This window comes from Gemmiger formicilis (genome assembly GCF_016901605.1).
GTDB lineage: Bacteria > Bacillota > Clostridia > Oscillospirales > Ruminococcaceae > Gemmiger > Gemmiger formicilis_B.
Window position 1 is genome coordinate 13,469 of sequence record NZ_JACJKP010000001.1, and the last position, 13,478, is coordinate 26,946.

The 13,478-nt window shown below is 56.5% G+C and carries 11 protein-coding genes; all 11 read right to left on the reverse strand.

Annotated features, from left to right (window positions below; all coding sequences use genetic code 11):
- Positions 1-13: 13 nt before the first annotated feature.
- Positions 14-1,300, reverse strand: a complete 1,287-nt coding sequence (locus H6B10_RS00065) for a DUF1015 domain-containing protein (protein WP_204648872.1) — start codon at positions 1,298-1,300, stop codon at positions 14-16.
- Positions 1,301-1,321: 21 nt separating this feature from the next.
- On the reverse strand, positions 1,322-1,975 hold the full coding sequence (locus H6B10_RS00070) for an Rnf-Nqr domain containing protein (RefSeq protein WP_204648873.1): 654 nt from the start codon (positions 1,973-1,975) through the stop codon (positions 1,322-1,324).
- Positions 1,956-3,278, reverse strand: coding sequence for an Rnf-Nqr domain containing protein (locus H6B10_RS00075; RefSeq protein ID WP_204648874.1), 1,323 nt, complete (start codon positions 3,276-3,278; stop codon positions 1,956-1,958). The genes H6B10_RS00070 and H6B10_RS00075 overlap by 20 nt, the downstream gene beginning before the upstream one ends.
- On the reverse strand, positions 3,253-4,272 hold the full coding sequence (locus H6B10_RS00080; RefSeq protein WP_204648875.1) for an RnfABCDGE type electron transport complex subunit D: 1,020 nt from the start codon (positions 4,270-4,272) through the stop codon (positions 3,253-3,255). The genes H6B10_RS00075 and H6B10_RS00080 overlap by 26 nt, the downstream gene beginning before the upstream one ends.
- Positions 4,273-4,298: 26 nt before the next feature.
- Positions 4,299-4,955, reverse strand: coding sequence for a ribulose-phosphate 3-epimerase (rpe, locus tag H6B10_RS00085; RefSeq protein WP_204648876.1), 657 nt, complete (start codon positions 4,953-4,955; stop codon positions 4,299-4,301).
- 172 nt (positions 4,956-5,127) lie between these two features.
- Positions 5,128-6,234 (reverse strand): UDP-galactopyranose mutase, encoded by a 1,107-nt coding sequence (gene glf / locus H6B10_RS00090; RefSeq protein ID WP_204648877.1) that lies wholly within the window; start codon positions 6,232-6,234, stop codon positions 5,128-5,130.
- Between the two features lie 80 nt (positions 6,235-6,314).
- Positions 6,315-7,253, reverse strand: coding sequence for a glycosyltransferase family 2 protein (locus H6B10_RS00095; protein WP_204648878.1), 939 nt, complete (start codon positions 7,251-7,253; stop codon positions 6,315-6,317).
- A 21-nt stretch (positions 7,254-7,274) separates the two neighbouring features.
- On the reverse strand, positions 7,275-9,686 hold the full coding sequence (locus H6B10_RS00100; protein ID WP_204648879.1) for a hypothetical protein: 2,412 nt from the start codon (positions 9,684-9,686) through the stop codon (positions 7,275-7,277).
- Between the two features lie 46 nt (positions 9,687-9,732).
- On the reverse strand, positions 9,733-10,785 hold the full coding sequence (locus H6B10_RS00105) for a glycosyltransferase family 4 protein (RefSeq protein WP_204648880.1): 1,053 nt from the start codon (positions 10,783-10,785) through the stop codon (positions 9,733-9,735).
- Entirely contained in the window at positions 10,782-11,936 is a 1,155-nt protein-coding gene (locus H6B10_RS00110; protein ID WP_204648881.1) for a glycosyltransferase, read from the reverse strand. Before H6B10_RS00110 ends, H6B10_RS00105 begins: the two co-directional genes overlap by 4 nt.
- A gap of 24 nt (positions 11,937-11,960) precedes the next feature.
- The gene (locus H6B10_RS00115) at positions 11,961-13,373 is read right to left on the reverse strand and encodes an undecaprenyl-phosphate glucose phosphotransferase (protein ID WP_204648882.1); all 1,413 of its coding nucleotides are present in this window, start codon (positions 13,371-13,373) and stop codon (positions 11,961-11,963) included.
- Positions 13,374-13,478: the final 105 nt, after the last annotated feature.

The following is a 13,478-nucleotide window of genomic DNA, read 5'->3' on the forward strand; positions in this document are numbered from 1 at the left end:
TCACCTGTTTTCCTTATCCGATAACTCGGCATTCATTGTAATAACGTTTTTCCTCTGCATGGCCCATGCTGAAGGTCTTGCGCGGCAATACGCCTCCCAGCACCACACCGCGGAAAAGGTCCGCCTTGTGGAAATCCGGCAGCAGAATGGCCGCGGCCGGTCGGTCGGGTTGTGCTGCCAATGCCAGTGCCGTGGATGCACCGTGGATATAATCCACACGTGCCTGCGGATGCTGCGGCAGCCAGGCCGCAAGGAAATCTTCGATGCTGCCCACCGTCAGCGGCGCGGTGGGATTTTGCAGCGCCACCGCAATTTCCCCCTGGCGGTCTGCCAGCTGAAAACGCTGGGAAGAAGGCTCCTTTGCGGGTCCGTTGGCCTGATCCCAGGCGTCCAGTGCCTGGTACAGTTCCTTAGCGGTAACCCCAAACACTACCCGGTGAATCGGCTCGATCTCAATGGCAGGACTATGTACATTGCATACTTCCGCCAGGCACCAGCGTGCCGGATGGGTTTTCCGTTCTTCCTCCGTCAGGGTTGGTTTCAGTTCTTCCCAGTAGGCTTTGGCTGTAGCCAGGCTATGATTTCCGTCCCCTACCGCCAGTACCATGGGTGTTTGCCCCTGCGCCGCCGGCCACCGCCGCGCAAAGGCATCCGGGTCTGCCAGCACCGCCAGTGCAGCACAAATCTGCGCTATCAGTTCCGGGGTTTCCACCGCCCAGCCGCGCAGCCGACCGCCGCCCAGCATCAGTTCCCCGTCGTACAGCAGCGGCAGTTCTTCTTTGCGGGCACCGATAGGCTCGATCAGTGTATTTTCCTCATCATCGGCCAGCATCATCACATGGGGCGTTTCCAGCAAAGCCCCACGGCGTACTTTCAGCCGCGGCGGAATCCGTTCCAGTACCGTAGCTTCGCTGGGGCGAATGGCCGGTTTGGCGCCCGCGGTATATTCGTAGGCTTCCAGGTCCACAGCACCTACCAGTCCCTGCCGGATGGTGCCATCCATCTGGGTACGTTCCACATACACAAACCCATGTACCTGACGGGTCAGAACCGAATCCCGGTAGGTTTTCATTGTTTCACGAATGCTTTGCAGGCGTTCTTCTTCCTGCGGGGTGCCAAGGTACGCTTCCGGCAGAACCAGGTGGAGCGTGCTGGGTTTCCCCTGTGCCAGCGTTTCGGCACGCTGCCAATATTCCGGCTGGGAAGTAAACTGATCCACCGCAATGCAGGCCCAGGGGTCCAGCGGCGTTCCCGCAGCGGGGAGCAAAATATCGGCCGGGACAAAACAAGGCTGAGTCATATCCAATGCCTCCTGCAGTAGTTACAATACAACGGCATGGCCTACCAGACCATAGATGGCCAGAGAAAGGATGCCGATATAAATCAGGGAGCTGGGCAATCCCTGGAAGATCGCAGGTACGTCTTTACTGCGCAGACGACGGCGGCCTTCACGAACGATAAAGATAATAAACACATAGCCCAGCGCACTGCCAATACCGAAGGCAATGCTTTGCAGCATGGTGTAGTTCTGGTTGGCACAAATCAGCAGTGTGCCCAATACAGCGGTACTGCATCCGCCCAATGTAAGCTGAGCACGGCAGGCCTGACGCTGGCGGCGCGGCAATACAAACAGCAGCAGCCAGGTAAGCGCCATGGCCAAAGAGCCGCAGGTCAGATACACCAACGGCCGCAATGCCGAGATGGGCAGCCATACCGGCAGGTAATTGCGCAGCCACGGGAAAAACAAATTATGGGCTGCCCATCCCAACGGGGCCGACAGTCCCATGACCAGAATCAGCGGAAGACTGAAGTCCCAGATCTGGGCTTTGTGGTCCGGCACCAGCTTGAGCAGGCGGGTAACGCCCAGGGCGCGGGCCAGAATGACGTTTTCGGCAAAGATGGCCAGTACCATATAACTGGCAAACTCAAGCCCGCCACGCAGCAGTGGTGTCCATTCAATGTTTGCGATCGGCATACAGGCGGCGCACCTCCTCCCGCTTATAATCGGTATAGGCATTGGCGACGGCGCACCATACGGCAGCAATCGCGCCCACCAGAACAAACCCACCGGCCGGCTGTGCAGCCAGAGGAAACAGCTGTACTTGCAGCAACTGGTGACCAAAAACCGCACCGGTTGCCAGAAGTTCACGCAGGCAACCCACGATCAGCAGCGCCGCACACATGCCGATGCCGTTGTTGAAGCCATGGCGCCAGGCATCGCGGATGGGTTCCAGTTCGGTAAACTCCATTCGTTTGACAATAGCAGGTTCCACCACCAAAATAGGCAGATAAATCCCCAGCATCGTCAGATCGTTTCCAAAAAGATTGTACAACAGCACATATACGGGGATGTACAGCACCGCGGCCGTGTAGCAATAGATCATCGGCCGGAAACGGTTGTTGCTGATATGGCACACCGCAACCGCCAGTACACGCGTAAAGGTAACCAGCAACAGGCAGGCCACACACAGCATCAGCGCACGCTCGCCGTCCAAAGCGGCGCCCACAACGGGAGCCAACCCCAGACCGCGCACCATAACCGGATTGGAAAGCCACACATGGTCACTGCGGATCTTTTCATTCAGTTCCGCTTCTGCTTCATTGCGGCTGCGCAACAATCCCGCGTGGCGCTTCTGGCCTGACTGTGCCGCTGGCTGAACAGACCGTTGCACTGCCGGTTCTTCTTTGGCTGCAGCGGTTTCCTTAGGCTGCTGCTTGGGGCGGACAGCCTCCATTGTACGGGTAGGTTCTTCCTGTACAACGGGTTCCTGTACCACCGGTTCCGGTGTTGCCTCAACTTGGGTGCTCTGCTCGTTTTGTACAACCGGCTCCGGCTGCTGAACAGCGGTTTGCTCCTCTTGATGAGGGAAAGGTCGATGTACAGGTTCCGGACGCGGGAAATGCCAGGCCGGGCGTTCGGTGCGGCGGGTTGCCTCTTCCCTGCGGGCTGCCTCCTGCTGTTCTTGCTCCTGACGCATCTTTTCCAGCATGGCCTTGCGCTCTTCTTCGGTATAACGCGGACGGCTGGTAGGAATAATGCGGTGAATATCCGGCTCCTGCTGCGGTGCCGGTTGCGCAGCGGGCTGCGCTGTATTGTCGCTTGCAGACTTCGCCGTCTGCATCTGCAGAATGGCCTGTTCGATCTCGGCACGGGAAGCCCCTTGCGCCGCCATGGAACGGGCCTTTTCCAACATTTCTTTGGTAATATGGGGGATGATCAGCGTTTCGGAATGGTCCCCACGCTTACGGCGATTATTCCGGTTTTGTGAATTGGGCAAGACGCCGTTCCTCCTTCCTCATAAAGCGGATACGCTCGGTACGGTGGCTGATCAGGTCAAGCCACTCGGGAATGGCGCCCACGATCAGCAGTGCAAAGCAAACTGCGCTCTCGTAGGGGCTGAATACACGGAAGGCATGGGTCGCAATACCCAGGGCCGCACCGTACACAATCCGGCTGCTGGTCCGGTTTGGCATAGTGACCGGTTCACAGATCATGAACAGCGAGCCAAACAGAACCGAACCCGAGAGAATCACATATTTTTCCAGATAAATGCGCTGGCGGATAAACTCCCACGGCCAGCTGAATACCGGCAGCTCATTCAGCTGCGGCAGCAGCCAGGGCAGGCCGATACAAAACACAAGGAACGGCACCAATACAGTCAGTTTCACATGACCGCGCACCAACAAGAACAGGCCGCAGGCCATGACCACCAAGGCCGCACTGATTCCCAGGCCGCCGGCTACGTTGCCGGTAAGCAGGTTCATGGTACTGGCACTGGGCAGACCGCCGTCCCGCAGGGTAGCGTTCATGCCTTCCGAAAGGGACACATTGATATTCCCAAATACCGGCAGCCAGTTGCCGGGCGTAGGATAGGTATAAACACTTTCCGGCCAGGAAATGCCGACCAGTGCCATCCCCACCGCCGCCGGGTGGAAAGGATAGTGACCTTCACCACCGAAAGCTTCTTTTACAAGCACGGCTGCAATAACGGCCGCCACAACCACCATATACGGCACCGTGGCCGGCATCATCAGCACGATCAGCGCGGCAAAACACTCACTGGATGGTTCATGGGAATGATACCCGGCGCCATGCAGGGGTGCCAGGGCACAGTCACACAGATAGGCTGTGAGCAGGCCTGTCAGCAGCAGCAGAACAGGCCGCGGTCCATAATAGTACCATGCCATTCCGATCAGCGGAACGGAACACCACAGCAGATCATTATAGTAGTCATAATTTTCGCTGCGCTCAATTTTAACACGATTGGACATGGGGTTTGGCTTCTCCTTTGGTTCGTTCAGGCTTCACCGTGCAGGCGCCGGACAACGGTCTGCAAATCTTCCGCATGAAACAGCGAATTGCCGGCAACCAGCCAATCGGCCCCGGCCTGTACACACAGGGGGCCGGTTTCGGTATTGATGCCGCCGTCCACCTCCAGCAGGGTGGTGCAGCCACGGCGCTTACGCTCCGCATCCAATGCGGCAAGGCGCTGAGGGGTCGCAGGCAGGAATTTCTGCCCGCCGAATCCCGGTTCCACACTCATGACCAGAATCAGATCCACTACGCCCAGATACGGGAACACGGCTTCCACCGGGGTACCGGGACGGATGCTGATTCCCACCTGACATCCGGTTGCCCGAATGGCGGCAATGGTTTCCTCTGCAGCATTCCCCACCGCCTCCAGATGGAAGGTGATCAGGTTGGCGCCGGCTTTGGCAAAATCAGCGGCATAACGTGCCGGGTCGCTGATCATCAGATGGACGTCGTAATACACATCCGGCAAAGCGGCGTGCAGGCAGCTGAGTACCGGCGCGCCATAACTGATGTTGGGCACAAAATGCCCGTCCATAACATCAATGTGCAAAAGATCGACACCTTCGTCCAACAGACGGGTGCAATCACGCTGAAGGTTGGCAAAGTCCGCCGACAGAATTGATGCGGCTATTTTGGTCATATTCGTACTCCCTTTATTCTTTCCCACAATCTTGCCTTACGGGTACACCATACAGCAATATACTAGACTATTATAGCCCATCACCGGGTAAAAAGCAAGGTAACGGTCCTTGCCTCCAACGGCAAAAATACCGCAGATCCGCCCTGGGGCAGCTCTGCGGTATTTTTTTACATTATGCCAGTTCGGCCCGCACACGGGCCAGGGCCACTTCGATCACGCGGTCCATATCATAGTACTTGTACTCGCCCAAACGTCCGCCGAACAGTACATGGGAATGGGCATCCGCCAGTTCCTTGTAACGGGCATACAGCGCCCCGTTTTCTTCGTCATTGACCGGGTAATAGGGCTCATCACCGGGCTTCCATTCTGCGGAATATTCCCGGCTGATCACGGTTTTGGTGCCGGGTTCCGTGGAGCCGAACACAAAGTGCTTGTGCTCAATGATGCGGGTATACGGCGTTTCGGAATCGGTGTAATTCACCACCGCGTTGCCCTGGTAGTTAGGCATATCCAGGGTTTCGGTCTCAAACCGGACGCTGCGATATTGCAGCGCGCCCAGCTTGTAATCAAAATAAGCATCAATGGGGCCGGTATAAACCACCTTTTTGGCCAGCGCATCCAATGCAGCGCGATCCGCCAGGTAGTCGGTATTCAAGCGAACCTCGATGCCATCCAGCAAATTGGCCACCAGCGCCGTATAGCCTTCATTGGGAATACCCTGGTACAAGGCATTGAAATAGTTGTTATCGAAGGTAAACCGCACCGGCAGCCGCTTGATGATAAAGGCCGGCAAGGCGGTACAGGGGCGGCCCCACTGTTTTTCGGTATAGCCTTTGACCAGTTTTTCGTAGATATCGGTGCCTACCAGGTTGATGGCCTGTTCTTCCAGGTTCTGCGGATTTTCAGTGTAATGGGCTGCGCGCTGCTCTTCGATTTTCGCTTGGGCTTCTGCCGGCGTAATGACACCCCACATCTTGTTGAAGGTGTTCATGTTAAAAGGCATATTGTACAGTTCGCCCTTGTAGTTGGCCACGGGAGAATTGGTGTAGCGGTTAAACTCCGCAAAACGGTTGACGTAGTCCCATACCTCTTTATTGTTGGTATGGAAAATATGGGCGCCATAACGATGTACGGCAATGCCCTCTACATCTTCCGTATAGATATTACCGGCAATATGGTCCCGCTTGTCAATGACCAGGCAGCGCTTGCCGGCGGCGGTGGCTTCATGGGCAAACACCGCACCAAACAGGCCGGCGCCTACAATCAGATAATCATACATAGCTGTGATTTCCTCCTGCGTAGATTTTTCCGGGTTCATGGCAGTGTCCGGCAAACGCGTTGCCCTGGAACCGGCTGTCATTATTCTTCGGCAGCATGATGCCAATGTTCTACCGTCTGGAGCTGGAACTCAAAGTCCCGTGCATCCTTGGCCAACTGGCTGGAGAGGATCACCCCCGAAACAAAGAGCAGCAGCGCCGCCACCAGAACAAAGCAGCAGACGATGAGCGTGGGGAAACGGGGCACCAGACCGGTATGGAAATAATCATTCAACACCGGAATCATAAAGCCGACCCCAAACACCGCCAGCACGGCTGCAATCGCGCCGAAGAAGGCAAAGGGACGATAGTTTTTGAACAGACGAACGATGGTCCCCAATACTTTGAAACCGTCGGAGTAGGTATTGAGCTTACTCTCGGACCCTTCGGGGCGATCCCGGTATTCGATGATCACATTGTCTACCTGCATGTTGCGCTGCAGGGCATGAATGGTCATCTCGGTCTCGATCTCAAACCCACGGGAAAGTACCGGGTAGGTCTTGACGAACTGATAGCTGAACGCACGATAACCCGTCATAATGTCCTTGATTTTGCCGCCGAACAGGTTGTTGGTGCAAAAACGTACCAGATCATTGCCGAAGTTATGGAACGGGCGTTTGTTCTGGGTGTAGTAGGTACTGGACAGACGGTCCCCCACTACCATATCCGCATGGCGCTCGGTGACAGCCTTCACCATCTCGGGGGCTGCCTCCGCGGGGTAGGTATCGTCGCCGTCCACCAACACATAGGCTTCGGCATCGATTTCGCGGAACATGCGGCGCATAACATTGCCCTTGCCCTGCTGATACTCATGCCGTACCACGGCCCCGGCGCGCTCCGCCAGTTCCGCCGTACCATCGGTGGAGTTATTGTCATAGACATAGATGGTGGCTTCAGGCAGGACACGCCGGAAATCGGTCACAACCTTTTCCACAGTCTTGGACTCGTTATAACAGGGAATCAAAACAGCAATTTTATCCATAAGGGCCTCTCTTTCTTGCCTTTACATCCAGAACTGGACCAGACGGCTCACAGTATAATACAGCGACGGATTCATTCCCTGCAGCCAGGGTTCCATAGCAAACAAAGTACAGAAACGATACAGCAGGCTCCAGGCTACCGCTGCCGCCAGACCAATACGCAGCCACGGCAGTTCCATCACGGCCAAGGCTTCTCCACCGTCTGCACGGCGGGCCAGCGCCGTTTCTGACAACAGCCAGCAAAGCGCCGCTCCCAGCAGCAAAACAGGGCTGTAATCCATCAGATAACGGTACAGAACACCGGCCATCTGGCAGTCCACCACCGTAATGATCAACATAGCCGCCACGGCGCCAAGCACGGTCCCGTATACGGCCGGACGACGGCGCAAACTGCGGTGGGCAGCCGGAACCGCCAGCAAAATCAACGACCAAGTAAAGGGCGTGGACGCCAGCATTCCTCCGGTGAACTTTTCGCTGATGGTCCGGATGACCGCATTGGTTTGCACATCCACCTCCTGCAGGAAGGGAAACACACTTTGCAGACGGGGCGGGTCAAACAAACTGGTAAACACTGCCGGGCCGATGCGCACCACATTGAACCCGCGCCGGGTCATATCGTTGCCGGTAATGTTGTAGTTGGCACCAAAATCAAAGGGCGAACCAAACCGTGCAGCGTTATACCACATCAGCCCTGCCGCCACCAGCACCACCGGCAGCGCAAAGACCAGCAGTTCCCGTACCGCCCCGCGTTGCCGCAGGCGGCCTTTGGTAACATAGCGATTCCAGAAAATGGGCACTACCAGGAAGGCAAACAATTCCATCTGCGGCCGACAGCCGGCTACCAGCGCCACGCAAAGGCTTCCCAGCCCCAACCGCAGCGCAAGCACACCGCCGTGTTCCACGGGAGTTGCAGCAGCCAGCAGCCAGAGCCACAACCCCAGCATCAACAACGCCGCACCGCAGAGGATGGTATATTCGTAGATATAAGGGCGTTCCAGCAGATTGTACAGCTGGCTGCCCAGCACCAGCGCCGCCACACACAGCAGGTAGGCGGCCGAGGAAGTCCGCGGGAACCAGCGGCGTACCACCTGGCCCATCACGCCGAAGCATCCCAGCAGGAACACCAGCCCCAAAATTACCATACAGGGCGCATAGGCCAGGTTCTGGATGCCGGTAATTGCCTCAAAGGGCAGCTGGAACAGCAGACAGGGTACAATGCCGAAATAGACGTAATATCGGCCGTTATAATAGGCATGATCCCAACGGCCGCCCTCGATTTGGGCCGCGTTGCGTGCAGTGGGATCATAGGGGTTGTCCAGTTCCGCCAGCGCCGCCGGCGGGTCTTCTTCCAGATCCAGACGGCCGTTGAGCAGGCTGTGCGCCAGTGCACCGTACTGCTGATATACAAAGCTGACGGTACTTTCACCGTCCCAGTATGCGGTATTGTAATGTTCTGTGGCAAGACCGGTATTGCCCGGCTGCCAGAAAGGCACCACGATCACAAAAGCAGCCATCACAGCGCCCAGCACCAACGCCGCGCCCCGATCACATACATTTCCGGCCAGCCAACGGCGCTTCCAAAGGCCACTGGCCGGGCGCAGCCCGTATACAGCCAGCAAAGCCAGAAATACAGCTGCACAGCGCAGCAAAGAGAAATCCATAGCCCGGGGCGTATTGGCCGTAATGCCGGTCATGGTCACCGCCACCGGATACTGGGCATAGGTGCTGCTGTATCCACTGGCCGTCAGGGTCAGCGTTCCCACGTTGCCAGTCAGATCCAGGCTGATGGTGTGGGTCCGCGGTGCCTGTGTTCCCACCTGCCAGGTGCCGAAGGTGTTCAGCTCGCTGTTGGCTTCATCGGTGGCTTCGATTTTAAAGAACAGCGCGCTGTCGGCATGCAAGGGGTCGGTATCATCATTGACCAGACCGTCAATATGCAGGTTATAAATCGGCTGGTCTATCTCCAGAAAACGCAGGTAGCTGCGATCCTCGTCCAGCGTGTAGGTTCCTGTTCCCCGCCCCACATTCACGTTGGGGTCTAGATAATCCATCAGCTGGAACGGCTGGTAGCTGTGGGTATTGAAATACGCCACATTGCCCACAAATACTTCGGCTCCCAGCGCCGCCACCAGAAGGACCGGTACCACAAAGCGCAGACCGCGCCTTCCAAAGGCACGCAGCGCCGCAATGCAAACACCGGCCCAACCACACATAGCAGTAATCGCAATCAGGCGAAAGGCATCAAACCCTTCCGCCAGCCCGGGCCGATGGTAGGCACAAAGGCAGAACACCCATATAGCTGCCCAAAGACCAGCCACCCAGCCAAGATCCCGTGTACGCACACTGCGGCGTTCCACAAAGGCAGGCGCCAATCCGCACACAGCCGAGAGAAGGGCCGTTGTAATGAACGCCAGAACCAGCATCATTCCCTGCATCCCCTCTCCTTCCTGTTTATTTTCGCCGCTTTATACGGTTTGTAAATTATTCCTCGGCGTATTTCTTAATTTGCTCCAGCCAGAAGGCAGCCGTCTTATCCCAGCTGTATTTTTCCAACACTACATCGGGCGGCGCCACCGGTTGGGCAGCCAGTGCATCCAAGTCCACTTCATAATCATAGGGATCAAAGTACCGCGCTGTATCGCCGTACAATTCCGGCAGGCAGGTGGCACGGGCCAACGCAATGGGGGCGCCCAACGAGAGCGCTTCCAGCGGTGGGATGCCAAATCCCTCAAAGACAGCCGGATGCAGGAACAGCTTGCAATGTTTCATCAGGGCAGCGTTTTCCGCATCACTGACATAGCCGGGGTAAAATACGTTGTGGGTATCTTTTGCCTCGGCATCATCACCGAAGGCCCGCAAATCCTTACCGCCGGCCACCACAAAGATTTTGTCGGGATTGCGCTTGGCCACTTCCCGAATCCAACGGAAATTTTTGTGCTTGGCCAGGCTGCCCAACGCATAAAAATACTCGCCTTTGGTTACTCCCGGCAGCTTGTCAAAGATTTCTTCATCGGGCACCACTTTCCGCATATGTTCCCATCCGTTATAGGTAATGCCGATTTTATCCAGCGGGATGCCCAGTTTACGGCTGATCAGATGCCGCTGGTCATCGCTGACGGTAAAAACTTTGCGGGCAAACCATTTGGTGGACAGGCAATGCACCCAGAACTTGAAACGGAAAAATCCCCGGTCGGTGTCCATCACCAGCGGGCGGATATCATGCAGCACCACAACGCTGCGGCGGGTCATGAGCATATCGCTGGCCAGGCCCACAAAAAACGCGTGGTTGCGCCGCAGATAGGAAGGCAGCACTGCCATATTGTAGAAATACTTCACCGCCTTGAGCGGTACCAGCCGGATATTCTGCAATTCCGGCAGATGAATGGGACGACCGTCGTCCCGGTAGGCAATGCGCACATCCAGACCGGTGCCTTCCAGCAGTTTATCGAGCCGCACTACGGTTTCATAGACGTAGCGGGGGATTCCGGTGATGGAATCGCACAATACCGTGCCGTTGATGACGATGGGCTTCAATCCAGTTCCTCCTTCTCCCAATGGGAGCAGTCCAGCAATTCCTGCTGCCAGTCCGCCATACGGCGGGCGCAATAGTCGCGCAATTCATTTTCAAACCGTTCTTCGCTGAAAGACCGGCTGTGTTCACGGATTTCTTCTTTGGTGTAGGCTACGCCGTCACGTTCAAACAGTTCCATGCAGCGCATCAGGCTTTCCACCGTCTGCTCATGGAACCAGTAACCGGTTTTACCGGGCAGCACGGTCTCGCAGGCACCGCCGCGGCCATAGGCCAGTACCGGCGTACCGGCGGACTGTGCTTCCACGGGGGTAATGCCGAAATCCTCTTCCCCGGGGAAAAGGAAAGCCTTGGCGCGCAGATAGTATCCGCGCACCTGTTCGTCGGTCAGGCCGCCGCCCTCAAATTCGATGGTGGGGCCGGCCATAGCCTTCAACTTGGATTCCTCGCCACCGGCACCAATGACCACCAGGCGCTTGCCCAACTTGGTGCAGGCCGCCACCGCCAAATCGATCCGCTTGTACCAGGTCAGGCGGCCAACCACCAGATAGAACTCCTCTTTTTTCACAAAGGGAGCCTCATTGATATGGCAGCAGGGATAAATCACATCACTGTCACGGCGGTAATACTTTTTGATGCGCTGGGCAATGTAATGGGAATTGGCAATAAAGTAATCCACCCGGTCCGCGGCGCACTTGTCCCACATACGGATCTTGTGCATCTGATGGGGCATCACCATACGCACCAGCCAGTTGGCATTGTTACGGTAGGTGTAATAAAAATCCCATACGTAGCGCGTGGGCGTATGGCAGTAACAGATATGCACCGCATCGGGACGTGTAATCACGCCCTTGGCGCAGGAGGACGAAGAGGACAGCACCAGATCATACTCCGACAGGTCCAGCGCTTCAAACGCGCCGGGCATCAGCGGCAGCAGATTCTTGTACAGTTTGGTAGCAAAGGGGATCTTCTGCACCCAGGTGGTGCGCACATCATACCCCTGAAACCAGGCCGGCATCTTTTTAGGGTCATAGACCAGTGTATAAATGACGGCATTGGGGAACACGTGGTGCATGCAGTCCACCACGCGGTCTGCACCGGCGTAGGTCACCAACCAATCATGCACAATGGCAACTTTCGGTTCCTTCTTGCTCATAGCTTTCACCCGATTTCCAGTGAGTCACTGTAGTTTTTCGTCGTTGATCATCTTGCCGCCAAATGCGGTGCGGAAAATGATCTTGATATCCAGTGCCACGGTCCAGTTTTCAATATACCAGATATCATAGCGAATGCGCTCGGCGATGTCGGTATCGCCGCGCAGGCCGTGGATCTGCGCCCAGCCGGTACAGCCAGGGCGCACCTGCTGGCGCACCAGATAGCGCGGGATTTCTTCTTTGAAATGTTCAACATGGTAGGGCACTTCCGGCCGCGGCCCCACCAGGGACATATCCCCTTTCAGCACGTTGAAGAACTGGGGCAGCTCGTCCAGACTGAACTTGCGGATCAGACTGCCGAACCGTGTTTTGCGGGGATCGTAGTCGGTAGACCAGCCGGTTTCCTGCTTGGCGTTGACCCGCATGGAACGGAACTTGTACATCATGAAGGGTTTTTTATTCAACCCAATGCGTTCCTGCCGGAAAATCACAGGGCCGGGGCTGGACAATTTGACGCCGATGGCGGTGACCAGCATGACCGGACTTGTGAGTACGATCAATACCAGGCTGCCCACAATATCCAGGCCGCGCTTGACGGCCGCATTGAGAATATTGTCAAAGGGCGTCTGCCGCACGTTGATCAGCTTGCACTCGTCCAGCACATCGATGGTGGGACGGGCAGGCAGATAGTCACTATAGAACGGCACCATGGTAATGCGGGTACCGTGCTTGTCACAGGCAGCAAAAGTGTGCGGCAGCATGTGAATTTCTTCCGCTTCCAGGGCTACCACCACTTCGTCGATATCCGGATTTTCCAGGCTTTCATCCAGTTTTTCATAGCCGCCCAGATAGTTCACCCCTAAGCCGGGTTCCTCAATAGGCGCCAGATAACCGTCCACCACAAACCCGTAATAGGGGTTGTGTTCCAGGGCGCGCAGATAGAGCGCTGCAGATTTGCCGCCGCCCACCAGCAAAATATGACGCAACCCCAGCCCCTTGCGGCGGCGGGCGCGGTCATACCAGCGGCGCACCACACGTTTGGCCACTACCGCAGCGGTTGCAAACACATAGAACAGTGCCAGAACCAAGCGGGAGTAGTCATCCAGATGCATCAGGTACAGGATAAAGACAAAGACCAGAATGCCGCCACCGTTGACGATGGCAATGATGGTACTGCGCTCAGACAGGCCGCGCAGACGGGAATTGCTGTAAATGCCCGCCACCCAGTAGGCAGCGACCAGCAGCAGTGATGTGGCCGCCCCGGCCAGAATATTGCGGGGGTCCTGTGCCACATCCAGCGCAGGACCGGCACCGCCCGGCTCAAAAAAGCGGACGTAGTTGAATCGTACATAGTTGGCCAGCAGAAACCCGACAAACAGCAGGACTGCATCCAGCAAGCCACTCAATATGCTTTTGTAGCGTTGGTTTTTTTCCAGCACCGGCGGTGCCCTCCCTTGGATGTTGCTTGTCTGCCGCGTCGGCGCGGCATCCTCCCTGCCCGAAGGCGGGAAAAATTATCTAATTATCATACCATATTTCGCCCT